Here is a 22067-nt window from a genome sequence, read left to right as displayed (position 1 = left end):
CAGCAGATAGGCTACGTTGTCTGGGACATTTCTCAGGAGAATCAGGTATGACCGACAACGTAAGCCTTACGATTAAGATCGATCCCACCTTAAAGGAAACCCTTAAATCGCTGGCGCTTGAAAATCAGGTTTCACTAAGCCAGGAAGTTTGCCAGCGTTTGCAGGCGAGCTTAGTCGCGATCGAGGCGATTGCCGTGGACAATCAGGGAACGGCAGAAGAGACTGGCACACAGCTGACCGAAAGCGAAGTCAAACAGCTGCGCGCCTTACTGAAAAAAACGAAAAAGAAGAAATAAACCGCTTCTGTTTGCCCTCGTTTTAGGCGAGGGCACCTCTCGTAATAACCTCAACTGGCGCACGCCGCGCGTGGGCAACCCGGATTTGCCAGGCGTCAGCGTTGTCGCTGGCCTGCCGATCGTTACGTCACCGATTAATCTTCATCGCCATAGTAGAGAACACCTAGTTTGATCAGCTGTCGTCCCTGACTTTTTCTGTGCAGATTGGTATCGCGCAGGGAATAGACGCAGCCGCAGTACTCCTGCTGATAGAAACGCTCGCGCTTGCTGATCTCAATCATGCGCGCCGCGCCGCCTTTTTTCCGCCAGTTATAATCCCAGTAGACCATATCAGGATAAGGGGCCGCCGCCCGCGCGCCGCAATCGTTGATCTGCTCCATATTTTTCCAGCGAGAGATGCCCAGCGAGCTGGAAATCACCGGGAAGCCGTGCTCATGGGCGTAGAGCGCGGTGCGTTCAAAGCGCATATCGAAACACATGGTGCAGCGCACGCCCCGTTCCGGCTCCCATTCCATGCCTTTTGCCCGCTCGAACCAGTTATCGGTATCGTAATCGGCATCAATAAACGGGATGCCGTGCTGCTCGGCAAAGCGAATATTTTCCTCTTTGCGCAGCAGATACTCTTTTTGCGGGTGGATATTGGGATTGTAGAAGAAGATGGTGTACTCAATCCCTGCGGCCTGAATGGCCTCCATGACTTCGCCAGAACAGGGGGCGCAGCATGAGTGCAGCAGCAGTTTTTGCGCGCCATTAGGCAGGCTGAGAGGGGGGCGTGACGGGGTGCTCATCGCGGCTGACTCCAGTAATTTCTTAAAAACGTCCCTAGTGTAGGGCTACATCAGGCGGTTGTCACGCCAGCCGCCCCTGCTGAAGCAGAAAATCAGCTGAAGTCCGCTTTCCTCCTGGCGCAGTGACAGCGAAGTGATAAACTGGCAGCGTTTACTTATTGATGTTGGATGATTATGAGCGAGTTTGATAGCGTGGCGACGCCGCCAGCAGCCCATGCGGGCCAGCAGGCACAGCACAAATTCAGTCAGGACGGCGAGCTGATGCAGCGGGTGCTGGAGATTTATGACCAGAAAACGGTGCTGGCTACGCTGCACGCCGCCAGCCGGCATCCCTGGACGCGTAACGGGCTGAGCCGCTGGCTGGCTGAAGAAAGTGCCGGCACGCCATTAAGCGAGGCTGAGCATCAGGCGCTGCTGAATCTGCTGCCTTCGCCACCCGCTCATCATCCTCATTACGCTTTTCGCTTTATCGATCTGTTTGCCGGTATTGGCGGCATTCGCAGCGGCTTTGAGGCGATTGGCGGCCAGTGCGTGTTCACCAGCGAGTGGAACAAATTTTCGCTCAAAACCTATAAAGCTAACTGGTACTGCGATCCGGTTGGGCACCGCTTTAATCAGGATATTCGCGACGTCACCCTGAGCGGCAATCCGGCCGTCAGTGAGCAGCAGGCTTATCAACATATTGATCGGCAGATCCCTGACCATGACGTGCTGCTGGCCGGATTTCCCTGCCAACCGTTCTCGCTGGCTGGCGTCTCGAAGAAAAATGCGTTGGGCCGCGCTCACGGCTTCGAGTGCGAGGCTCAGGGTACGCTGTTCTTTGACGTGGCGAGGATTATCGCCGCCAAAAAACCGGCCATCTTTGTGCTGGAAAACGTCAAAAATCTGAAGAGTCATGACAAGGGAAAAACCTTCCGTATTATCATGGATACGCTGGACGAGCTGGGCTACGACGTGGCGGATGCCAACGCCAGCGGCACGGCAGACCCGAAAATTGTCGACGGTAAATATTTCCTGCCGCAGCATCGCGAACGCATTGTGCTGGTTGGCTTCCGCCGGGATCTGCAACTGCCTGAGTTTACCCTGAAGGCAATTTCCAGCCTGTATCCCAAACGGCGGACGCCGCTGAAGGCCCTGATGGAACCGCAGGTCGAGGCGAAATACATCCTGACGCCAACGCTATGGAAGTATCTGTATAACTATGCCAAAAAGCATCAGGCGAGGGGCAATGGCTTCGGCTATGGCCTGGTTGATCCCCAACAGGAAAAAGGGGTTGTGCGTACGCTCTCCGCGCGCTATTACAAAGATGGCTCGGAGATCCTGATCGACCGCGGCTGGGATAAGCAAAAAGGGGAGGTCGATTTCGACTGCCCGGAGAACCAGCAGCGCCGCCCACGTCGCCTGACGCCAAGAGAGTGCGCCAGGCTGATGGGCTTTGAGGAGCCGCAGGGCTACGGCTTCCGCATTCCGGTTTCTGATACCCAGGCTTACCGTCAGTTTGGCAACTCGGTGGTGGTGCCAGCCTTTGCTGCGGTGGCAAAGCTTTTACAACCGTGGATCGAGCAGGCGGTTAAGCAGCGCTAGCGCGGTTATAGCCTCCAGCCAGGCGATCTCTGTTAGCCACAGCATAAGGATGATAACGATGGCTGATGTTCACTCCTCTGAAGTCCGCAGTAAAAATATGCGCGCAATCCGCACGCGCGACACGGCTATTGAAACCAGGCTGGCCGAACTGCTGACCGGTCTGGGGCTGAGCTATCGCGTCCAGGATAAAATGCTGCCGGGACGGCCTGATTTCGTGGTCGATCGCTATAAGACGATTATTTTTGTTCACGGCTGCTTCTGGCACAAACATCATTGCCATCTGTTCAAGGTGCCCGCTACCCGCACGGCTTTCTGGATGGGGAAGATTGACAGCAACGTTGCGCGCGACAGACGTTATATTGCCGAACTCACGGCGGCAGGCTGGAAGGTGCTGATCGTCTGGGAATGCGCGCTGCGAGGGAAAACGCGGCTGGAGGAAAAAGCGCTGACCAGCCGTCTGGAAGAGTGGGTTTGTGCCGGAAGCGGCAATGGAGAAATCGATTCTCAGGGTCTCCGGCAACTCGTGGAGTAGCCGTTCCAGCCTCTCTTAAATGCTAGCGGTAGTCTGTGCTCAGCGTCACTTCCCGCCACTGCTCAATATCCTGCTTAAAGGCGGCCTGCATCTGCTCGGTTCTTCTCAGTGCATCGCTGCCCAGCAGAAGATGCAGAGGAGGCGTGGCGGCCTGGACGATCGCTATCATCGCCTCTGCTGCCCGTTCCGGATCGCCCAACTGTTTGCCCGCAATATCATCCAGTTTCGCTACTACAGCCCCTGCGGTATCGGCATAGTCGGCAATCGCCGGGGGGCTTCTGCGCAGGGAGTGATCGGAGAGAAAATCGGTGCGAAAGGCCCCTGGTTCAACCAGCGTGAGGTAAATGCCCAGCGGAGCCAGTTCCTGCGCCAGCCCTTGCGACATGCCCTCAACGGCAAATTTTGCCGCCGAATACATCCCTGAGCCTGGGTTAGGGGCGATGCCCGCAATAGAAGTGATATTGATGATATGACCGCTGCGCTGCTGGCGAAGATGCGGGAGAGCAGCCTGCGTGACCCGCCGGGTGCCGTGAAAGTTGACGTCAAACAAATGCGCAACCTGCTCATCCGTAGCTTCTTCCACTGAACCAAGCAGGCCGTAGCCAGCGTTATTGACCAGCACGTCGATTTTACCCTTCAGGGCAAAGGCCCGATCCACGGTCGGTTTAATTGCCGCCGCATCGGTTACGTCGAGGGCCAGCCAGTGGAAATTCGCGTTGTCGCGGGCAAAGTCGGGAGCCTTATCGCGAGTGGTGCCAATGACGGTATCCCCCTGTGCCAGCACGGCTTTAGCCAGCGCTTCGCCGAGGCCACGAGAGACGCCGGTGATCAACCAGGTTTTTGCTGAGGACATGTTCTTTCTCCGTTGAAGTGATGACGGAGAGCAGTGTGACAGAGTTGACTGTGTTGATAATCTGCCAGATTGCGCATGGACTATGTGGGTTTTAGGGTAGAGTTTGCCGCGCGAAAAAACTCGCTGAAGGCTTTAATGGTTGGCGACGCGACGCTCTGCTGCGGATAGTAAAGATAAAAACCGTCGAACGGATGGCTGAACGTTTCAAGCAACAGCTCCAGCTCTCCGCGCGCAACGTATTCCGCGACCCGATCGTACAGCCAGAAGCCAATGCCCATCCCCTGTAGCGCCGCGTTCAGGCCCATCCGCCGGTCGGAAACGATCAGCGGCCCCTTCACGGCAACGGCAACCCAGCGGCCATCCTGCCACATTTCCCAGTTGTACAGCCGCTGGCTGGCTGGGTATCGCCAGTTAATACAGTGATGATGCTGGAGATCGGCCAATGTCTGCGGTCGGCCATGGCGGTCAAGATAATCCGGCGAGGCAAAGGCTACCTCGCGCAGCTCGCCCCCTAATGGATGAGCGATCATATCATTCGCCAGCATCTCGCCCAGACGGATGCCGATATCATAGCCGCGGCTGACGATATCCACGGCACTGTCGTCAATGGTCAGCTCCAGCACGATTTCAGGCCAGCGGCGGTGGAAGTCCGCCAGAAAAGGTTGAAGATAGAGTTCTGCCGCAATGCGCGAGGTATGCACGCGCAGCATTCCGGCGACTTTGCCGCTCAGTGAAGTCGCTTCGCTGACGGCTTCTTCCATCGCCAGCATGGCAGGCTTGAGCTTCGCCAGCAGCGCGGCGCCAGGTTCGGTCAGCGACAGGCTGCGGGTAGTGCGGTTCAGCAGCCGGACGCCAAGACGTTTTTCCAGCTGACGCAATAGCTGGCTCAGCGTGGAGGGTTTGATGCCAAGCTGCACAGAGGCACGGGTAAAGCTGCCCTGTTCCACAATGGTCATAAACGCCTTCAGTTCACTGTAATCACTCCCTCGCATCGGCGGCTATTCTCCCAGCGTACAGGATTTTACGGTTGGCCTGGCCGGGAACAGGTATTTACCCAGCGTGACCAGGATAACCGCCAGGATGATAATTCCCAGCGCCAGCCACTCCCTTAGCGTCAGGCTTTCCCCGCCGAAGCCAATCCCCAGCAGCACGGCAACCACAGGATTGACATAAGCATAGCTGGTGGCAATGGCCGGGGTAACGTTACGGATCAGGTACATATAGGCGTTAATCGCAATTACCGATCCAAACAGGCTCAGGTAACCAAGCGACAGCAGCCCCGATAAATCAGGGCGGGTGGCAAGGTGTTCACCGCTCAGCGTGCTGGCTATCAGCAGCACGGCTCCCGCCGTCAACATCTCAATCGCCCCGGCCATCATGCCGTGCGGCAGATTAATGCGCGATCCCCACACCGAACCGAACGCCCAACTGAGCGAGCCGAGGAGGATCATCAGCGCCCCCCAGGGATTGCCGCCAAGATGGCCGCCGCTGTTGAGTAGCACGATGCCAACCAGCCCGACGGCAATGCCCAGCCACTCAATCCAGCGAGTCTGGAGACCAAACAGCCTGCTGAAGCACATGGCGAACAGCGGCACGGTAGCTACCATCACGGCGGCAATGCCGGAAGGCACATTCTGGTGCTCGGCTACCGTGACCGCGCCGTTGCCGATAGCGAGCAGCATAATGCCCACCAGGGCGGCATTCAGGGCTGAACGCCAGCCCGGCAGTCTCTCGCCGCGCAGCAGCAGGAAGGCCATTAATACGCTACCCGCCAGCAGGAAACGCAGCCCGGCCAGCATCATCGGCGGCCAGCTGGCCACGCCAATTTTTATCACAAAATAGGTCGATCCCCAGATAAAATACAGAGCAAACAACGCTGCCAGCAGCGGCAGCAGGGCAGGGGCACGGCGCAACATAATCACTCTCACATCCTGTTATGGGGTGGTTAACTTAACGCTAAAAAAAAGTTTCAACCAGATGAGCAGCGGCTTTTCTTTTCACAGAAAGACGATTCTGGTCACACAAGTTGCATCCCTCGTTCATAATTGGTTAGATCACACTCTTTAACATCTCCCGACAGGGTAATCCATGGCCAGTATCAAACTCACGGTAAGACGGCTGTATAAAATTAGCGGCGAGCGCATGGTGAACACCGCAGCGACCGCCCGTATTTTTGTTGGCGAGCGGCTGGTCGCCACCGAAGAGATTACCGGCATGACCGAAAGCCCGGTGAGTAAATATTTACATCATGACCAGGCGGAAGGGCAAACGGTACGGGTTGAGTGGGACTGTGACGGTATTGCTGATATGGCGGTCACTGAAATAGCGGTTTGCCCCTGTTGCCAGCATGATGAACAACAATAAGGAACGGAATTTTGGCAGGAACGAGCTTACTGACGCTGTTGGATGATATTGCCACGCTGCTGGACGATATTTCGGTAATGGGTAAGGTGGCGGCAAAGAAAACCGCTGGGGTGCTGGGTGACGACCTGTCGTTAAACGCTCAGCAGGTTAGCGGCGTTAAGGCTAATCGCGAACTGCCGGTGGTGTGGGGCGTGGCGAAAGGCTCATTCCTCAATAAGCTGATCCTCGTGCCGCTGGCGCTGGTGATCAGCGCCTGGGCGCCGTGGGCGATTACGCCGCTGCTGATGGTCGGCGGCGCTTATCTTTGCTATGAAGGCTTCGAGAAAGTCCTGCACAGCCTGCATAAAGACAAGGCTGAACAGAGCCCAGAGGCAAGAGAGCAGCGGATCAAAAAGCTTTCTCAGCAAAACGCGGCCGAGTTTGAGAAGAAGAAGGTTAAGGGCGCCATCCGCACTGACTTTATTCTCTCGGCGGAGATTGTGGCCATTACCCTGGGCATTGTCTCTGAAGCGCCGTTGATGAACCAAGTGGTGATCCTCGCCGGCATCGCTATTCTGGTCACGGTGGGCGTATATGGCATCGTAGCCTGCATTGTGAAAATTGACGATCTGGGCCTGTGGCTACAGCAGAAAACGTCAGCCGTTGCGCGGGGAACCGGTGGTGCCTTGCTGGCGCTTGCTCCCTGGTTGATGAAAATCCTCACCGTGGTAGGCACCCTCGCGATGTTCCTGGTGGGCGGCGGCATCATTGCGCACGGCGTTCCGGTTATCCACCATTTCATTGAGCATCTTACGGCAGATTTCTCCGGGTTAATCGCTTCGCTGCTCAGCAATCTGGCTAACCTGGTGCTGGGACTGATCGTGGGGTCGATTGTGCTGTTAGTCGTAAATTTGATTGCCAGAATGCGGGGGCAATCAGTATAAAGGCAGCTTATTAGCAAGCTAAGTAAACGGGAGCAATGATGAAAGACGACATTTTTGAATTTGATATTGATGCTGAGCTGGAGCAGGCCGAAGCCAATGCGGAAAAAAAGGCCAGTGAAGTGCCAACCGATCTGAGCGATGAAGCGGATTGTGAAGGCTGCAAAATCTGACGCCAGCGCGCCAGCAGCGGTCTTTTAAAGCGAGTCATTCCGGTTGCTCGCTTTTTATTTGCCTGAATTTGAATGAGTTAACGTGATTTAACATAAGTTTTACCACTAATTAACAGAATAAATCTGGCCCGCCTGCTATACCTGAAGTTCCGGTATAAGGTCCGCTAACCCAACTTGTGAGGTGAGTCATGATCATGGTCAGTGATGAAGTCCAGCTTAAAAATGGTGGTCCGGCGATGGTGGTGACAGGCTACGCCAGCGGTATGGTTGAGTGTCGTTGGTATGATGGCTACAGCGTAAGGCGCGAGGCGTTCAGGGAAGAGGAGCTTGCTCCGCTGCTTGCCGGGCAAAGCCAGCTTGCTGGCTAGCATCCGAAACAGGACGAAGCCGGTTTCGTCCTGCTTTTCCTCGCAAAGTTGATCCACCTCCTGGCACGGCCAGTTGCCGTCCTCTACACTTGGTTGTTCCCCCCTTTTTACTCCTCAGGAAGTCAGACTGCGTGATTTTATCCCGACTGCGTTCCACTGCCCCTAAAAAGGTGGTGAATGGCTGTTTCTTTGTTGTTTTTCTGATTCTGACGGCTCTGACCTGGCGAGAGGCGTTAATCCTTAAAGATGCCTATGAGGTTGATCAGCGCGACCGGTTGAATACCCTGTCTAACAGCGTCGAGCGACAGGGACAGCGAAGCATTGATGAACTCCATTTCTACCGAAATATGCTCCAGCATTCGTTAGAACAGCCGGTGCTCAGCAACTATGCCCTGCAAGAGATCGCTCAGTTTCAGCGGGTCCGCCACCAGCCGGTGTGGCGTCTCTCGCATTCTGCGCAGCGGAGTATGCCGATTAGCGGCGTCTCTGACGCCTGGCTACAAACGCATCCTTTGCTCGGACGCGGCGACCAGCTTCGGCTGGAGGATGAGCTGAGCGCGACAATGGATATGAGCGCTATTCTCCAGTTGCAGGATTCTTCCAGAAATTATCATTCCCGGCTTTGGTACCTTTCACGCGCCGGTTTTTACCTGAGCTCAACGCCGCCATTAAACGATGCACATGCGTTTGAAAGCTATTCAAAAATGATTGCTCGCCCCTATTTTACCGGGATGTCGCCCAGTTATAACCCCCAGCGAAAGTTGGCGTGGAGCGATCTCTATCAAAGCCTGTTTAATGATGAAAAAGTGATCACCGTCAGCCTGCCCGTGGATGATAACGGCCACTGGTACGGCGTGCTGGCGATGGATTTCAGGGTTGAGCGGATCAGGTCCTTTCTGCTTCAGGCCCGACCTAAAGGTATGACTGGCAATGTGCTGTTTTACAATGGCCACATGCAGCGGATAGCGATGACTGACGAGACGTCTGATCCAGCACGGGAATTGAGCGCAGAAGAGGAGAAGAAGCTGGCTGCGGAGGTTGCCGGAGGGCAGCAGGGTACGCTGCGTTTGGGCACGAGATTCGTTACCTGGACCCAAAATCAGCATTTCGGATCGGTAATGGTCAATATACAGACTTTACGTGAGGGCGCGCGCGGCGATGCCGGGCGCGCCTCAGTCGTGCTGGCGCTGATATGGCTGATGTTCAGCGTGGCGCTGGTGTTTTCTCACCAGCTTATTATTCGCCTGATTAGCCGTATGCTGACGCTGCAAAACTCGCTGAGCTGGCGGGCTAACTACGACAACCTCACCAGGCTTCTGAGCCGCGGGGCCTTCTTTGACCGTGCGGAACATCTTGCCAAACAGGCTCAGACCAGCCAGCGTCCTTTCTCGGTGATCCAACTCGATCTGGACCGTTTCAAATCGGTGAACGATCTCTATGGTCATCAGACCGGCGACCGGGTATTAACGCAGGCTGCAAGGGCTATCCAGTCGGCTATTCGTTCTCAGGATGTGGTGGGGCGGATCGGTGGCGAAGAGTTTTGCATTGTTTTACCGGACACCGGCCTGAAGGAGGCGGTGAACGTGGCGGAGCGGGTCAGACGCAAGCTTGCCAGCCAGCATGTGCTGACGGACGGCAACCAGCAGCTTACCGTCACCGTCTCTCTTGGCGTGTCTTCCAGCGACGAGCAGGGGAAATACCCGTTTGAAAGCCTGCAATCGGTCGCCGACGGCAGGCTTTATCTGGCGAAAACCACAGGCCGCAATCGTGTCTGCGCCGAAGGCTAAACGTTGCCGGCGTTATCCTCTTCAACCGCTTCATAGATCCGCCGCAGGATGTCAGGGAAAGCAGACTGCACGCGGCTCCAGCTCGGAATAAAAGGCTTTTCGTTCGGACGTTCAATAAACGACTGCCCCGCATCCAGAATCGACTGGGTGAACATCTCAACCGCCGCCTCTTCAGCGTGCTGGTCGAACTTCAGGCCGTTCATCGCCGCTTCATGGCTGTACACTTCCATCATATCCAGCGCATTGCGGTAGTAGGTCGCTTTCAGCACGCGGAAGGAATCGCTGGTGATATTGACGCCCATCGTGGCCATTTTTCGCAGCAGCGACTGCACAATGTCATTACTCATCCTGCGCAGCCCGCCGGTGCCATCCTCTTCGGACAGCGGCTGATGTTTATGATCGTAATTGTCGGCAATTTCGACCTGGCAACTTTGCCGCGTGGTGTAGTTACGGTAGATTTCAGACAGCACGCCAATTTCCAGTCCCCAGTCACCCGGGATCTTAATGCCGTTGAGTACGTGGGTGCGCATAGCAAATTCGCCAGACAGCGGATAGCGAAAGCTGGTGAGATAATCAAGATACTCGGAGTGTCCGTACACCTTTTGCAGCGAGCGCAACAGCGGACCGACCAGCAAACGGCCTACGCGACCATTCAATTTGTTATCGGCCACTCGGGCATAAAAGCCTTTGCAGAACTCGTACTGAAAGGCGGGGTTAGCCAGGGGGTAAAGCAGACGGGCAAGCATTCCACGCTCATAGGTGACGATATCGCAATCGTGTAGCGCCACGCAGGAGGACTTGTCGGAGGCGAGCGTGTAGCCGGTGCAGAACCAGACGTTGCGTCCTTTGCCGGGCTGAGTAGGGGAGAGTCCTTCCTTATCCAGTTCGGCATCCAGCGCCTTAAGTCGCGGACCATCGTTCCACAAAATGCGATGGCGCTGCGGCAGACGGGAGAAAAACTCTCGCGCATAGAGAAACTGCTCGCGATCGGCCCGGTCCAGCCCGATAACAATTTCCTCAAGATAGGGGACTTTAGCCAGCTCATCGACAATATGACTCAGTGCAGGCCCCTCCAGCTCGGAAAACAGCGACGGCAGAATCAGTGCCATCCGGCGCTTTTCAGCAAAACGCACCAGATCCTTCTCAAGCTCTTCAACCGGCAGGCCGGTGAGGTTATGGAAGTTGGTAATCACGCCGTTCTGGAAAAAATCACTCATTGCATTCCCCTCTGGCCGCTGCCCAATAAGAGCAGGCTCAAAATTAATCCTGGTGGATAAAGTGCGTCAGACCCTCACTCCAGCCTTCAGGACCGAAGCGCGCACTGCGAAAGAAGTGTTGCGTATCTGCACGCTGAAGCGTGACCGGTGTTTTACTGTAGCCTTTAATAATGACGGCAAAATCAACTTCATCCAGCATTGGGGCATCATTTGGACCATCTCCCAGGCCAATCGTGACCCAACGGTGCCCAAGCGGGTGGCGAAAATGCTGCAATAAAAACGCCAGCGCCGCTCCTTTGCCCGCTCCCTGATTCATCACGCTCCAGAACCGCCCGCCCTGAACAAGGCTAAGCTGTTCAGCGCTCAGCGCCTGCTCAAAGGCGATGAACTGTTCGGCCGTATCGCGCCAGATCAGGCTTTCCGAGCCTTCCCGCATTTTCGCCAGCGCGGCGTCATGCGGCGTCAACCCGGTCCACTCGGCGACTTCCTTTTCGGAAACGTCCGCGAAACCGGTGAATTTAAACCGGTAGCGCTCACGGAGTTTCTGCAGGGTCTGGCAAATGTCGCTGTAGCTTTTACTCCTCGGGAGGAGAGCCGCCTCATGCGATCCACTCCACTGGACAATGGCGCCATTCTCGGCGATATAGGGCGCGCCGCTCAGGCCCAGCTGACGCTGTAGCGGCAGGATCTCGGCAGCGGTTTTACTTGAGCAGATCACCACCGGGATCTTCCGCTCAGACAGGCGCTCAAGCCAGGTCCGGGCCGGTTCCCAATCATAGGTATGATGGTCGAGTAGGGAGCCATCTAAATCTGTCACAATCATCAGCGGATCGTTTAGCCCAGGCATTACCCTTCCTCCTCGTTCAGCACCCAAAAAAATGCAGGATTATCAAGTATAACCCGCTCTGTTCACTCTGAATGATGATTTGCCGGGAAAGTCGCGGCAGAAGGGCGCTTTTTACCAGGAATAGTCTTAAAAAGCAGGCTGGCGTTGAGCACCTGACGGAAAAATAAGAACACCGTCTCAGGGCGCGTCCGCGCTCGGTAAAATGAGTTTTTCCTTGTACAAAAAATAAAGCCTTGTACAACCTTGCCGGGATCTTCGGAGTTGTCTTAAGGCCTGAATCGGCTATTCTATTGATGTCAGAGAATTTCCTGTGTAACGAATTTCATTGTATGAATTTTTCATTCCCGGCTAATTAGCCGGGATTTTTTTTAGCGGTTAACTTCCGTCACGGAGAAATCCCGGATATCAAGTTCAAAAGCATCGGCCAGCTCGGTGTAGGAGTGGTACTCCCGGCCATCTACTTTGACCGTATGCGCATGCTCAGCGTCCATAAACTCTTTCACCTCGCCGCCTGAGCGCGAGTGAATCGCTTCCAGTAAAGCTTCAACGTCGATATTAACCTCACGCTGAACGTTCTCACTGTACTCTTTTGCCGTAGTCATAACGGATATCCTCAGATGATCGTTTGCACTAAGTATAGATGGCATGAGGAAAATGGGCGGGAAGGAGATCGGCAGGTAAAAAAAAAGCCCGCGCTGCGCGGGCAAAAATCCTTGTTACTTTTTAGGTTGACTGCACCTTTGGGGTTGGTGCAGTGAGGAGAGTGTATGCGTCTTCCCTGTCAGAAGTCTCATCGTGAAACGTTAAGAAAGTGAAAAAAAGCCGGCGCCAACTCCCCTGCTAAAAAGGGCGATTTCAGTTAAACTTAGCGCATTGAATAAGAGGGGAATGCCATGAAAGTGAACGATCGGGTGACGGTCAAAACGGACGGCGGGCCGCGCCGCCCGGGAAAAGTGCTGGCCGTGGAAACTTTCAGCGAGGGGACGATGTTTCTGGTGTCACTGGAAGATTACCCGATGGGGGTCTGGTTTTTTAACGAGAAAGGCCACGACGATGGCATCTTTGTCGAACCCCATCCTGAAGCGTGACCGCAATCCGGGCGGAGCGATCCAGCTGGATAAATTCGTGCAAATCCTGAAAACGGGCGGAAGAAATTCCACCCGTTTTTTTATCACCTCAGAATGTTTCCCAATTCTCGCTGCTGGCCAACACCGGGCGGCCGGGCACCGGCAGCGCCTTTGGCCGGCTGGTCAGGGACGGCTGAGTGGGGTGGTCCCGCGCACCGTCGCTCAGGTGGAAGGCGGCGACGGCCTGCGTCAGGCGTGAAGCCTGCTCCTCCAGAGAAGATGCCGCGGCGGAAGCTTCTTCCACCAGCGCGGCGTTCTGCTGGGTAACGTTATCCATCTCGGTTACGGCCAGGCTGACCTGCTGAATGCCCCGGCTTTGCTCATCGGAGGCTGCGGCAATTTCGGCCATGATATCCGTCACGCGGCGTACCGCATCGACGATGTCGGTCATGGTCTCCCCCGCGTTTCCTACTTGCGAAGACCCCTTACCGATCAGGTCAACCGATTCTGCAATCAATCCTTCAATCTCTTTCGCCGCTCCGGCGCTGCGCTGCGCCAGGCTGCGGACTTCACTGGCGACCACCGCAAAGCCGCGCCCCTGTTCACCCGCCCTGGCTGCCTCTACCGCTGCGTTCAGCGCGAGGATATTGGTCTGGAAAGCAATGCTGTTGATCACCGTGGTGATTTCAGCAATTTTCTTCGAGCTGGTGGAGATATTATTCATGGTGCCAATCACGCCGGAGACAATGTCACCGCCCTGGCGGGCTTTGCCGGAGGCATCGGCGGCGAGCTGGCTGGCGTGATGGGCATTTTCCGCATTCTGTTTCACCGTGGCGGTCAGTTGCTCCATGCTGGCTGCCGTCTCTTCCAGCGCGGCGGCCTGCTGTTCGGTCCGCGAGGAGAGATCGGTATTACCGGCAGAGATCTCACTGGCGCCTTGATAGATAGCCACGGCACCTTCCCGTACCACCCCAACCGTTTTAACCAGCGACTGCTGCATGATTTGCAGATTGCTGCCCAGCGTGCCGATTTCGCTGCGTCCCCAACTTTGCAGTGGGGCGGTCAAATCGCCACGGGAGATATGCTCAATCCTGTCGACGGCCTGGCGCAGCGGCGTGATCACCACCCGACGCAGGAAGATAAAGGTTGTCAGCGTCAGCAGCAGGGCTGCCGCAAAGGCGCAGGCCATCATAATAAAGCCAAGCCGGGTTTGCGCCGCCGCTTCCTGATTAATCATATCGGCGCGCTGGGTGCGGATGGCGATAGCTTTTAATAAAACGGCGTTGTAGGCATCGTCCAGCTTGCGGGTGTAATCCGTTTCCTGGGCAATCACACCCTCAAAACTGCCATCTTTGGCGCTTTTCACCATCGGTGACAGCCCCTGAGCCACATAGGCATCGAACCGGGTCTTCAGTTCGGCATCAAGAGCCTGGTCAGCAGGGGTTTTAACCCGACGGTTAAGATAGGCGGTAAAGCTGTCGGACGCCTGCTGAATCCGCTTCTCAGTCTGTTTGAGATTATCGTTGAAGGCGTCCATTTCGCCGATGCGCGCGGAAGCGCCCGCGTGGATCACGTTCAGGCGCGCGGTGCGTAAATGGTTTGAGCTGTTGGAGATAGCCATGCGGACCTGAATTTCTTCCGTAACATCCTGCAGCGACTGGTTGCTCTGGATAAGAAAGTAGCTCGCCATCGCGATACAAAGGGCGAACAACAGCAGGATGCCGCCAAGGATCGCGGAGAAGAGGGGAACCAGTCGCAAATGCTGCCAGAAACTGATCCCATTTTGTTCGGCATTAAGGTGTGATGATTTCATGTCCTTTTGCTCTCTGTAGGGAAATAAGCGAAGCGGGAGCTTCGGTCTGTCTACAGAACATCGGCAGCTGACGGCAAAGGCTTAGGGGGGAAATGAGAGCTGGTTAACAAATTTCGCAAAAGAAAAAAAGCCGGCTTACGCCGGCGATTCAGTTTCGGAAGAAAAATTATCTCACGTTAACATAGATGCCGCTGGTGACATTATCTGTTAATCGAACAACATGATAAATAACCTGCTTGTTGTGTGTTTTAATTTTTCTTTTGATATTTCCTTTATGAGAGGAAACCGTTTTGGCCTTAATTTGCATCTTATCCGATATCTGAATCGTATCGTGCCCAGACATCCACATCTTGAGCATGTTTGATTCTGTTTGGCTCAGCGTCAGTGGATGAACATCAAAACCTGCCGAATACCGGGGTGAGACATTAAGTTTCTTTTGAAAATAGGAAAGCAGTAAGTTATCTAAAGTGGCCGGTTTGATCGATTTTGATGTAATAATCAAGTTCTTACGAACGTAGAGGTATTCCTCAAAATGGATGTTGGAGATGGCCATAAAGATAAAGAACTGAGTGTCAGGGTTTTGCATAATAATGGTTCTTATGCGCTGACTGGCATCTGCTTCGTGAATAAAACAATCTTCGTTAATAAAAACCACGCCTGGCTGATACTGCTGGCATTTAGCTTGTAATTGATCAATGTCGGTGACAGAAGTAATGTTCTTCTTTTTAACCCCCTTCACTGACAAATAATCTGTAAGCCCAAGCCGTGTATAGCTGCATGAATCCATTATAATCGTTGGCATTGTAGCGACCCTCACCAAATAGTTATCCGTTTAAATCAACGATGAATTACGCGTTTGTTGTGTAGTACGAGAGCAAAGAGTTCTTAATAACGATCTTGTTATATACCCGGCATAAAATCTGAGAGCAAAGCGCTCCGATCAGATCTGTCCATGCCCGAAGGTAGATTTGAGTTAGGTCGATATGACAGCCAGGCTTTCCCCGCTGAGAGCTATCATTCAGCGTAAGCAGCTGGCAAATTGTTTTAGTACCGCATAAAACGTTAGTTTATGTGATCTACGCCACTATCTCGCAAAACGCAGAAAAATCTGATAGGACGATTCCTAAAAACATTCGTTATGCAAATGTGTAACGCTTTATGAAGCGCTGACAATGCCTTAAAACATGTTTTGATACAAGACAAACCGGAAATAATTATTTTTCTATTAAAAACAAATGGTTGTGTCATGTGGCTGCATTAACCTTGCTGCAACATTTTGTCCATTCAGGAAATCAAAATACGCTAACTGGGATTTAATAAGAATAATTTTCATTGGCTAAACGCGTTTATCAGATTTTCCTTAATAAAATTCTGGTAAATTTGGTTCGAAAAATGCACGGACACATTTCCAATCCTTAAGCATGGTGGCTTTCTGTGCGGGGTATACTTAAATTTATTGACCAGGCATTTCGCTGAGCACGCTGGCGAGCAAATCAAACACTTCGCTGAACAAATGCTCACAGAAAGGGGCGAGGAGAGGCATCATCAGGCTGATGAAGACGATCCCTATAGATAAGGTGATGGGAAATCCGATGGCATAAACGGAGAGCTGTGGTGAAACGCGGTTTAACAAACCCAGGGCCAAATTTAGGGTGAGCAGCAGAGTGATCAACGGTAGCGCTAATCGCAGACCATTAAGGAAAATTAGACTGGCCGCCTTGGTTAGCGCGAGAAACGCATTGCCATTTATCGGGTCTCCGCCGATTGGCAGCGTATGGAAACTGTCTGCAACCATCGAAATCAGCCACAGATGCCCGTTGAAGGAGAGAAAAAGCAGCATTGTCAGCATATCGAGAAAGCGGGCGAGTACCGGCATATTGAGACGGCTTGCCGGATCAAAGAAGGTGGCAAACGACAAGCCCATCTGTAAACCAATGACTTCCCCGGCCGTTCTGACCGCAGCAAAAGCAAACTGCATGGTAAAACCTATCGCCATGCCGATCAAAATCTGCTGAATCAGTAGCCAGAAGCCACCCACCGAAAACAGCGTGACGTTAGTTGGCGGCAGAGAAGGCAGCAGGACATAGGTGATCATTAGCCCAAGGCCAACTTTCACCTTTCTGCTAATCGCTTTCTCGCTCAGCAGCGGCGCGGTCATGATCAGCGCCAGCACGCGAGCCAGTGGCCAGAAGAGTTGGCTGATCCAGAACACCAGCTGACTGCTGTCGAGGTTAATCATTAACCGATCATGTTAGGCAGGTTGCTGAACAGGGTACGCATATAGTCGAGTATCAGGTTCAGCATCCACGGACCGGCCACCACCATCGTCGCCACTACCGCGAGAATTTTCGGGATAAATGAGAGCGTTTGCTCATTGATCTGGGTGGCGGCCTGGAGCAGGCTGATAAACAAGCCGCTAACCAGCGCCGCCAACAGCATCGGAGCGGCGACGGCCAGAGCAAGCTGCATTGCATCGTGTCCGATAACCATAACTGATTCAGGTGTCATAGTGACTCCAGAGGAAGAAAAGGGAAGCCTGAGGCGAACTCACTGATCCCGCCATGCTCAGGAATAAAAACTCTGCGCCAGCGAACTCACCAGCAGCGACCAGCCGTCGACCAGTACAAACAGCATCAGCTTAAAGGGCAGTGAAATGGTGGCGGGTGGCACCATCATCATGCCCAGCGCCATCAGTACGGTGGCTACCACCAGGTCGATAATCAGAAAAGGAATAAAGACGGTAAAGCCAATCTGAAAGGCGGTTTTCAGTTCGCTGGTAACGTATGCCGGTAATAAAATACGCATGGGCACCGCTTCAGGTCCCTGTAGCGGCGGCGAGTTAGAGAGTCGGGCGAACAGCGCGAGGTCGGCTTCACGCGTCTGGCGCAGCATAAATTCGCGTAGCGGTTGCGCACCTTTATCGAGCGCCTCCTGCATACTGATTTTGTCCTGGCTGAACGGCAGGTACGCATCCTGATAAATTTTGTCAAACACCGGACCCATAATGAAAAAGGTCAGGAACAGCGCCAGGCCGAGTAGCACCTGGTTCGGCGGCGCGGACGGCGTGCCCAGAGCGTTACGCAGCAGGCCAAAAACGATAATGATGCGGGTGAAGCTGGTCATCATCAGCAGAATGGCGGGCAGAAAGGTCAGCGAAGTAATAAAGACCAGCGTCTGCACCGGCAGCGACCAGCTCTGGCCGCCGTTTGCGGTTGGGTGGCTCATCAGGCCCGGAAGCTGAGCGTGCACGTCGGGCGCCATCAGTAAAAACAGCGCCAGCAGGGGAAGAAAGCGTTTCATTATGGCTTACCGGGGCGTTTGATTAATGATTGCAGCACCTGACGGAAGTCTGCCGTCGCAGCCGGAGGTTCCGAATTGTCCTGCGGTGGCCTGGGCGGCAGGGTATGTAAATGGGTGATCTGCTGAGCGGTCACGCCCAGCACCAGCCGGGCGTCTTCCACGTCGATAATCACTACGCGTTCACGCTGGCCTAGCTGGCAGCTATTGCTGACCTTCAGATCATTCTGGCCGCGGACGCTGCGCCTGGGAGCAAAGCCGAACCGCCTGGCTAGCCAGCCGCAGGCCAGGATCAGCAGAATAATCACCGCTAATACGCTGCTCACCTGGGTCAGCATCGATCCGCCGGAGACGGCTGGCTGACCCATTGGCGGTTGCTGCACTGAGCCGGTCTTCATTTAGCGACTCAGGCGACGCATACGTTCGGACGGGGTGATGATATCGGTAATGCGCACGCCGTATTTATCGGCCACCACCACCACTTCACCCTGCGCAATCAGATAGCCGTTGATCAGGATATCCAGCGGCTCGCCCGCCAGACCTTCGAGCGCGACTACTGAGCCCTGCGTCAGGCGCAGCAACTCTTTTATCGTCATTTTGGTGCGGCCCAGCTCGACGGTCAGCTTGACCGGAATATCCATAATCAGGTCGATATCCTGGAGTGACCCGCTAATGTCATTGCTCTCCAGCGATTTGAACACCCCTTCGGCTGAGGCGCTGGACTGTTCGTTCAGCGCGTCAGCCCACAGGTCGTCCGCGGAGATGTCGTCTTCGGACGGCTTCTTGGTGTCACTCATCGGGCTGTTCCTCGTTCATCGAATTCAAAATCGGGTTAATCAGATGTTCCACTCGCAGCGCATACTGCCCGTTGAGGGTGCCGTACTGGCTGGTTAATACCGGCACGCCGTCGACATGGGCGATAATGCGGTCCGGTTTTTCAATCGGTAAGACGTCGCCGGGCTTTAGCGCCAGCAGACGCGAGATGCGCAGCGACATTTCGCCAAAGTTCGCAATCAGCTCCAGCTCCGAGTGCTGGACCTGTTTCACCAGCGTATCGCGCCAGCTCTGGTCTTCCTGACGGGAGTTTTCCAGCGGCGGGTTCACCAGCGTTTCGCGCAGTGGCTCAATCATGCTGAACGGGATGCAAATCGTGAATTCACCCACCAGGTTACCAATCTCCACCTGGAACGGCGTGGTAATCACGATGTCGTTGGGCGAGGTGGTAATGTTGGTGAACTTGACCTGCATTTCCGAGCGCACATACTCGACGTCCAGCGGATAAATCGGCTTCCACGCCTCGCTGTATCCTTCCAGCGCCAGCTTCAGCATCCGGCGGATCACCCGCTGCTCGGTGGCGGTAAACTCACGGCCTTCCACCTTGGTCGGAAAACGACCGTCGCCGCCAAACAGGTTATCTACCGCAATAAACACCAGGCTGGGTGAGAACACCACCAGCGCGGTTCCGCGCAGCGGCTTCAGGTGAATCAGGTTCAGGTTGGTCGGTACCGGCAGATTGCGGGCAAATTCATGGTAGGGCTGAATTTTAATCGCGCCTACCGTGATGTCCGGGCTGCGGCGCAGCAGGTTAAACAGCGCCATGCGGTAAGAGCGGGCGAAACGTTCGTTGATGATCTCCAGCGCCTGCAAACGTTCGCGAACCATGCGCCGCTGGGTATTGGGATCATAGGGACGTATGTCACTGTCGCTTTGGGTACTGGTGGTTTCTACTGCCGCGCTGTCGCTGTCGCCGTTGAGCAGCGCGTCAATTTCCGCTTGTGAGAGAATGCTGTCGCCCATGGTTTTCTACCTCAGGATAAAGGCAGTGAACAGCACATCGCTCACCACCTGCTGAGGTTGACCCTGCACCAACGGAGGGGCCAGCACGTCTTTGATCTGTTTCATCAGATCCTGCTTGCCCCGATCGTTGCTCAGCGCGGAGGCATCCTGACGGGAGAGCAGCAGCAGCAGGCGGCTGCGGACTTCCGGCAGGTAATCATTGATACGGCGGCGGGTGTCTTCGTCAGGCAGCCGCAGCGTAAAGCCAACGTACAGCACGCGGTCGGGGTCGTTATCCGGGTTGATTAGATTAACCGTGAAGGTGTCCAGCGCATAAAAGACCGGTGCGGCAGGCACTTCAGGCCTGGCGGCCTGAGCGGCATCCGCTGGGGTCTTCATCATGCGCCAGACCGCATAGCCCGCCACGCTGCAAGCAACCAGCGCCACAATCAGTAGCACGGGTATCAGGAGCTTACGTTTGCCGCTTTTGGCTTTTTTATCAGTCATATGAGCTATAACTTCCTGTGATTATTTTCGAGGTGCGGTACCACTTAATCCACTATCCCACGGTGTTATGGGCAGATTATCCCGCGTCTTACGCTAACCAATAGGTAGAAAAGACGCGGGTTTTGCCACTAGCTTATGCGTTTGTCACCGTCAGGCGAAAATATCAACAGCGCTGGAACCGGCAGCGCGCGCCTGCAGCGCGGCAGGAACGGCGATTGGGGTTACATCACTATCATTTTCTGCTGCAAGACTAAATGCGTTGCCACTTTGATTATTGCGCTGCTGCTCCTGCTGGCCGCTGAAGCTCTGACCCTGCTGGAAGGCATCGCTGCTCACGTTACTCTGGCCGAGACTGATGCCGTTTTCCGCCAGGGCGGTGCGCAGCTGCGGAAGGGCGGCTTCCAACGCTGCGCGAACCTGGCTATGGCCCGACACCATATTCAGCTGCGCCTGGTCGTTATCCAGCTTCAGACTGATCTGAATGCTGCCCAGATCCTGAGGATGCAGATGCAGCTCAGCGGTTTGCTGGCCGTTTTTGCTGAACATCAGGATCTGTTGACCTAACGCCTGTTGCCAATCCTGGCTGCCAAGCTGAGCGCTTAGCTGCCCGCCTGCCGGTGGCGTAACGGTGTACGCAGTGGCAGGCGTGGAGAGCGCAGAGGCGGCGCTGAGAACATTATTGGTTATCGTCGCGGCAGGGGCAGAACTTGAATTTTCTTTATCAGCCTCTTTGCCAGTAGCGTTAATAGCCTGCTGGAAGGCGTTGTTTAGCAAGGCAGTCTCAGCGGGGGCTTTCTGAGTGGCGCTGGCGGCAGCGACGTTATCCGTCCTGACGCTGGCTTTCTCCTTGCCGTCACTGGTGCTGCCGTCGGCGGCCGCCAGTGATGAGAGCGTGGACTGTATCGCGCCTTTCGTCTCCCGTTCAGCAGTCAGCGTGTCGGCACCTTTAGCCTCAGCGGCTGCGGGCTGCTGTGCGACCGCGGGCGGCAGCATGGCGAACAGGGCCTGGAGCGCTTGCGCATCGCTTTCGTTAAGCGAAGGGGCAACGGACTGCGTTTGATCGTCGCTGGCTTCGTCAGTTTTCAGCGCTTTGCCGCCTGTTGCTGGCTGCAACAGGTCATTCAGCGTTTCAGGCTTATCCAGCGCGGCCAGCAGGGCATTCAGCTTCGCTTTGGGCGACTGTGCCGCATCGGCGGTATCGGTTGAAGCCGCAGTGGCCTGACCGGTGTCGCTCTGCTGCGTCAGCGAAAGCAGCTTATTGCCTAACAGGGTGATGAAACCTTCAGACGTCTTCGCGCTTGCGGCAGACTCTTCTGCTGCTGTGGTGTCGTTAGCCACATCGGTAGTGGCTGAGGCGGTGGCGCTATGGCCTGAGCTGCTTTGGGTGGTCCCGTTGGTCGCAAGTGGCAAAGTGATCATTCGCCTTTCCTCAATGATGCCCGTTGGGCAAATTCATCCATCCGTTTCTGATCGAGACGGTTTTCCTGTAATAATTCGTTGGCTAGCGCGCGTGCCTGTAAGGTTTCATAGGCATGGAGCCGCTGCTGTTTGTCGCGCCAGAAGCCCAGGGCGCTTTCCAGACGGCCGTTCCAGTGGTTCAGCTGCTGGCGGTGCTGTTCAATCGCTTTTTCGAGCGTCTCAATAAACTGGTGATAGTTGTACCAGCGGGTGCTGGCGATCCCTTCCGCCATGGTGTTATTGAGCGTCTTGCGGTATTCGTCCTGGTAATTCAGCAACATAGCTAACTGTTCATCGGCCTGCTTCTGCGCGCGCCTGACGTCACCCAACTGGATAGCCGCCTTTTCAAGATCTTTCTGCGCCAGGTCGCACAGGGTTTCAATCGGTGATGCTTGTTTTGCCATACTTCCTCCGCCAGCG

27 protein-coding genes are annotated in these 22067 nt (G+C 54.9%); 9 read left to right on the top strand and 18 right to left on the bottom strand.

What is annotated here, in order from left to right; genetic code table 11:
* Positions 1-47: 47 nt before the first annotated feature.
* Positions 48-296 carry a hypothetical protein gene (locus NG99_RS00600; RefSeq protein WP_034887309.1) on the top strand — a complete coding sequence of 83 codons (249 nt, stop codon included), beginning with the start codon at positions 48-50 and terminating at the stop codon, positions 294-296.
* Positions 297-430: 134 nt separating this feature from the next.
* Here the strand turns inward: NG99_RS00600 and NG99_RS00595 are convergent, their stop codons facing one another.
* Positions 431-1084 carry an epoxyqueuosine reductase QueH gene (locus NG99_RS00595; RefSeq protein ID WP_034887307.1) on the bottom strand — a complete coding sequence of 218 codons (654 nt, stop codon included), beginning with the start codon at positions 1082-1084 and terminating at the stop codon, positions 431-433.
* 174 nt (positions 1085-1258) lie between these two features.
* On the opposite strand from NG99_RS00595, the gene NG99_RS00590 reads away from it, so the two are divergent.
* Together NG99_RS00590 and NG99_RS00585 are read left to right on the top strand one after the other, a co-directional pair.
* On the top strand, positions 1259-2668 hold the full coding sequence (locus tag NG99_RS00590; RefSeq protein WP_034887349.1) for a DNA cytosine methyltransferase: 1410 nt from the start codon (positions 1259-1261) through the stop codon (positions 2666-2668).
* A 58-nt stretch (positions 2669-2726) separates the two neighbouring features.
* Positions 2727-3200: a very short patch repair endonuclease gene (locus NG99_RS00585; protein ID WP_034887305.1), complete on the top strand. Its 474-nt coding sequence runs from the start codon at positions 2727-2729 to the stop codon at positions 3198-3200.
* A gap of 22 nt (positions 3201-3222) precedes the next feature.
* Here NG99_RS00585 and NG99_RS00580 read toward each other — a convergent pair whose 3' ends face one another.
* From NG99_RS00580 to yedA, 3 genes are all read right to left on the bottom strand, one after another.
* Positions 3223-4053, bottom strand: coding sequence for an oxidoreductase (locus NG99_RS00580; protein ID WP_034887304.1), 831 nt, complete (start codon positions 4051-4053; stop codon positions 3223-3225).
* An 80-nt stretch (positions 4054-4133) separates the two neighbouring features.
* Positions 4134-5045, bottom strand: a complete 912-nt coding sequence (locus NG99_RS00575) for a LysR family transcriptional regulator (RefSeq protein WP_034887303.1) — start codon at positions 5043-5045, stop codon at positions 4134-4136.
* A 6-nt stretch (positions 5046-5051) separates the two neighbouring features.
* The gene (gene yedA, locus NG99_RS00570; protein ID WP_034887348.1) at positions 5052-5969 is read right to left on the bottom strand and encodes a drug/metabolite exporter YedA; all 918 of its coding nucleotides are present in this window, start codon (positions 5967-5969) and stop codon (positions 5052-5054) included.
* A 172-nt stretch (positions 5970-6141) separates the two neighbouring features.
* Between yedA and NG99_RS00565 the strand changes: the two genes are divergently transcribed.
* The 5 genes from NG99_RS00565 to dgcQ all read left to right on the top strand — a co-directional run bounded on the left by NG99_RS00565 (position 6142) and on the right by dgcQ (position 9665).
* Positions 6142-6417 carry a hypothetical protein gene (locus NG99_RS00565; RefSeq protein ID WP_034887302.1) on the top strand — a complete coding sequence of 92 codons (276 nt, stop codon included), beginning with the start codon at positions 6142-6144 and terminating at the stop codon, positions 6415-6417.
* An 11-nt stretch (positions 6418-6428) separates the two neighbouring features.
* On the top strand, positions 6429-7340 hold the full coding sequence (locus NG99_RS00560; RefSeq protein ID WP_034887301.1) for a DUF808 domain-containing protein: 912 nt from the start codon (positions 6429-6431) through the stop codon (positions 7338-7340).
* Between the two features lie 38 nt (positions 7341-7378).
* Positions 7379-7510, top strand: a complete 132-nt coding sequence (locus NG99_RS30175; protein WP_255416512.1) for a hypothetical protein — start codon at positions 7379-7381, stop codon at positions 7508-7510.
* A 188-nt stretch (positions 7511-7698) separates the two neighbouring features.
* Positions 7699-7878, top strand: a complete 180-nt coding sequence (locus NG99_RS00555; RefSeq protein ID WP_034887300.1) for a YodC family protein — start codon at positions 7699-7701, stop codon at positions 7876-7878.
* 131 nt (positions 7879-8009) lie between these two features.
* Positions 8010-9665 (top strand): cellulose biosynthesis regulator diguanylate cyclase DgcQ, encoded by a 1656-nt coding sequence (gene dgcQ / locus NG99_RS00550; RefSeq protein ID WP_034887299.1) that lies wholly within the window; start codon positions 8010-8012, stop codon positions 9663-9665.
* Here the strand turns inward: dgcQ and NG99_RS00545 are convergent.
* From NG99_RS00545 to yodD, 3 genes are all read right to left on the bottom strand, one after another.
* Complete coding sequence (locus NG99_RS00545; protein WP_034887298.1) at positions 9662-10882, bottom strand: glycosyltransferase family protein; 1221 nt, start codon at positions 10880-10882, stop codon at positions 9662-9664. The genes dgcQ and NG99_RS00545 overlap by 4 nt on opposite strands.
* 43 nt (positions 10883-10925) lie before the next feature.
* Entirely contained in the window at positions 10926-11729 is an 804-nt protein-coding gene (locus NG99_RS00540) for a mannosyl-3-phosphoglycerate phosphatase-related protein (protein WP_034887297.1), read from the bottom strand.
* A 368-nt stretch (positions 11730-12097) separates the two neighbouring features.
* A complete protein-coding gene (yodD, locus tag NG99_RS00535; RefSeq protein WP_034887295.1) occupies positions 12098-12331 on the bottom strand; it encodes a YodD family peroxide/acid resistance protein in 234 nt (77 codons plus the stop codon).
* 291 nt (positions 12332-12622) lie between these two features.
* Between yodD and dsrB the strand changes: the two genes are divergently transcribed.
* On the top strand, positions 12623-12817 hold the full coding sequence (gene dsrB, locus NG99_RS00530) for a protein DsrB (protein ID WP_034887293.1): 195 nt from the start codon (positions 12623-12625) through the stop codon (positions 12815-12817).
* Positions 12818-12905: 88 nt separating this feature from the next.
* Here the strand turns inward: dsrB and NG99_RS00525 are convergent, their stop codons facing one another.
* The 11 genes from NG99_RS00525 to fliJ all read right to left on the bottom strand — a co-directional run bounded on the left by NG99_RS00525 (position 12906) and on the right by fliJ (position 22051).
* Complete coding sequence (locus tag NG99_RS00525) at positions 12906-14609, bottom strand: methyl-accepting chemotaxis protein (RefSeq protein ID WP_034887291.1); 1704 nt, start codon at positions 14607-14609, stop codon at positions 12906-12908.
* Between the two features lie 166 nt (positions 14610-14775).
* Entirely contained in the window at positions 14776-15411 is a 636-nt protein-coding gene (gene rcsA, locus NG99_RS00520) for a transcriptional regulator RcsA (protein ID WP_034887289.1), read from the bottom strand.
* Between the two features lie 651 nt (positions 15412-16062).
* Entirely contained in the window at positions 16063-16848 is a 786-nt protein-coding gene (gene fliR / locus NG99_RS00515) for a flagellar biosynthetic protein FliR (protein WP_034887287.1), read from the bottom strand.
* A complete protein-coding gene (gene fliQ / locus NG99_RS00510) occupies positions 16848-17117 on the bottom strand; it encodes a flagellar biosynthesis protein FliQ (RefSeq protein WP_034887284.1) in 270 nt (89 codons plus the stop codon). The genes fliR and fliQ overlap by 1 nt, the downstream gene beginning before the upstream one ends.
* A 57-nt stretch (positions 17118-17174) precedes the next feature.
* Entirely contained in the window at positions 17175-17909 is a 735-nt protein-coding gene (gene fliP / locus NG99_RS00505; RefSeq protein ID WP_034887282.1) for a flagellar type III secretion system pore protein FliP, read from the bottom strand.
* Positions 17909-18304 (bottom strand): flagellar biosynthetic protein FliO, encoded by a 396-nt coding sequence (fliO, locus tag NG99_RS00500; protein ID WP_034887280.1) that lies wholly within the window; start codon positions 18302-18304, stop codon positions 17909-17911. Before fliO ends, fliP begins: the two co-directional genes overlap by 1 nt.
* A complete protein-coding gene (gene fliN, locus NG99_RS00495; RefSeq protein WP_034887278.1) occupies positions 18305-18703 on the bottom strand; it encodes a flagellar motor switch protein FliN in 399 nt (132 codons plus the stop codon). It lies immediately after the preceding gene.
* Positions 18696-19703: a flagellar motor switch protein FliM gene (gene fliM, locus NG99_RS00490; RefSeq protein ID WP_034887276.1), complete on the bottom strand. Its 1008-nt coding sequence runs from the start codon at positions 19701-19703 to the stop codon at positions 18696-18698. The genes fliN and fliM overlap by 8 nt, the downstream gene beginning before the upstream one ends.
* 6 nt (positions 19704-19709) lie before the next feature.
* Positions 19710-20189 (bottom strand): flagellar basal body-associated protein FliL, encoded by a 480-nt coding sequence (gene fliL / locus NG99_RS00485; RefSeq protein ID WP_034887274.1) that lies wholly within the window; start codon positions 20187-20189, stop codon positions 19710-19712.
* A 150-nt stretch (positions 20190-20339) separates the two neighbouring features.
* Positions 20340-21608, bottom strand: coding sequence for a flagellar hook-length control protein FliK (locus tag NG99_RS00480; protein ID WP_034887272.1), 1269 nt, complete (start codon positions 21606-21608; stop codon positions 20340-20342).
* Positions 21605-22051, bottom strand: a complete 447-nt coding sequence (gene fliJ, locus NG99_RS00475) for a flagellar export protein FliJ (RefSeq protein WP_034887270.1) — start codon at positions 22049-22051, stop codon at positions 21605-21607. The genes NG99_RS00480 and fliJ overlap by 4 nt, the downstream gene beginning before the upstream one ends.
* Positions 22052-22067 lie beyond the last annotated feature (16 nt).

Source organism: Erwinia typographi, from assembly GCF_000773975.1.
Classification (GTDB): domain Bacteria; phylum Pseudomonadota; class Gammaproteobacteria; order Enterobacterales; family Enterobacteriaceae; genus Erwinia; species Erwinia typographi.
This window is presented reverse-complemented; position numbering and strand designations above follow the sequence as displayed.

Bases quoted from the DNA above. Each gene is read 5' to 3' on its own strand.
- NG99_RS00575 (WP_034887303.1), bottom strand. From the start codon at position 5,045: ATGCGAGGGAGTGATTACAGTGAACTGAAGGCGTTTATGACCATTGTG.
- NG99_RS30175 (WP_255416512.1), top strand. From the start codon at position 7,379: ATGAAAGACGACATTTTTGAATTTGATATTGATGCTGAGCTGGAGCAG.
- fliO (WP_034887280.1), bottom strand. From the start codon at position 18,304: ATGAAGACCGGCTCAGTGCAGCAACCGCCAATGGGTCAGCCAGCCGTC.
- dsrB (WP_034887293.1), top strand. From the start codon at position 12,623: ATGAAAGTGAACGATCGGGTGACGGTCAAAACGGACGGCGGGCCGCGC.
- NG99_RS00595 (WP_034887307.1), bottom strand. From the start codon at position 1,084: ATGAGCACCCCGTCACGCCCCCCTCTCAGCCTGCCTAATGGCGCGCAA.
- NG99_RS00590 (WP_034887349.1), top strand. From the start codon at position 1,259: ATGAGCGAGTTTGATAGCGTGGCGACGCCGCCAGCAGCCCATGCGGGC.
- NG99_RS00480 (WP_034887272.1), bottom strand. From the start codon at position 21,608: ATGATCACTTTGCCACTTGCGACCAACGGGACCACCCAAAGCAGCTCA.
- NG99_RS00585 (WP_034887305.1), top strand. From the start codon at position 2,727: ATGGCTGATGTTCACTCCTCTGAAGTCCGCAGTAAAAATATGCGCGCA.
- NG99_RS00600 (WP_034887309.1), top strand. From the start codon at position 48: ATGACCGACAACGTAAGCCTTACGATTAAGATCGATCCCACCTTAAAG.
- fliP (WP_034887282.1), bottom strand. From the start codon at position 17,909: ATGAAACGCTTTCTTCCCCTGCTGGCGCTGTTTTTACTGATGGCGCCC.
- fliL (WP_034887274.1), bottom strand. From the start codon at position 20,189: ATGACTGATAAAAAAGCCAAAAGCGGCAAACGTAAGCTCCTGATACCC.
- NG99_RS00545 (WP_034887298.1), bottom strand. From the start codon at position 10,882: ATGAGTGATTTTTTCCAGAACGGCGTGATTACCAACTTCCATAACCTC.
- NG99_RS00525 (WP_034887291.1), bottom strand. From the start codon at position 14,609: ATGAAATCATCACACCTTAATGCCGAACAAAATGGGATCAGTTTCTGG.
- yodD (WP_034887295.1), bottom strand. From the start codon at position 12,331: ATGACTACGGCAAAAGAGTACAGTGAGAACGTTCAGCGTGAGGTTAAT.
- NG99_RS00555 (WP_034887300.1), top strand. From the start codon at position 7,699: ATGATCATGGTCAGTGATGAAGTCCAGCTTAAAAATGGTGGTCCGGCG.
- yedA (WP_034887348.1), bottom strand. From the start codon at position 5,969: ATGTTGCGCCGTGCCCCTGCCCTGCTGCCGCTGCTGGCAGCGTTGTTT.
- fliN (WP_034887278.1), bottom strand. From the start codon at position 18,703: ATGAGTGACACCAAGAAGCCGTCCGAAGACGACATCTCCGCGGACGAC.
- NG99_RS00580 (WP_034887304.1), bottom strand. From the start codon at position 4,053: ATGTCCTCAGCAAAAACCTGGTTGATCACCGGCGTCTCTCGTGGCCTC.
- NG99_RS00540 (WP_034887297.1), bottom strand. From the start codon at position 11,729: ATGCCTGGGCTAAACGATCCGCTGATGATTGTGACAGATTTAGATGGC.
- NG99_RS00565 (WP_034887302.1), top strand. From the start codon at position 6,142: ATGGCCAGTATCAAACTCACGGTAAGACGGCTGTATAAAATTAGCGGC.
- fliJ (WP_034887270.1), bottom strand. From the start codon at position 22,051: ATGGCAAAACAAGCATCACCGATTGAAACCCTGTGCGACCTGGCGCAG.
- rcsA (WP_034887289.1), bottom strand. From the start codon at position 15,411: ATGCCAACGATTATAATGGATTCATGCAGCTATACACGGCTTGGGCTT.
- fliQ (WP_034887284.1), bottom strand. From the start codon at position 17,117: ATGACACCTGAATCAGTTATGGTTATCGGACACGATGCAATGCAGCTT.
- fliR (WP_034887287.1), bottom strand. From the start codon at position 16,848: ATGATTAACCTCGACAGCAGTCAGCTGGTGTTCTGGATCAGCCAACTC.
- fliM (WP_034887276.1), bottom strand. From the start codon at position 19,703: ATGGGCGACAGCATTCTCTCACAAGCGGAAATTGACGCGCTGCTCAAC.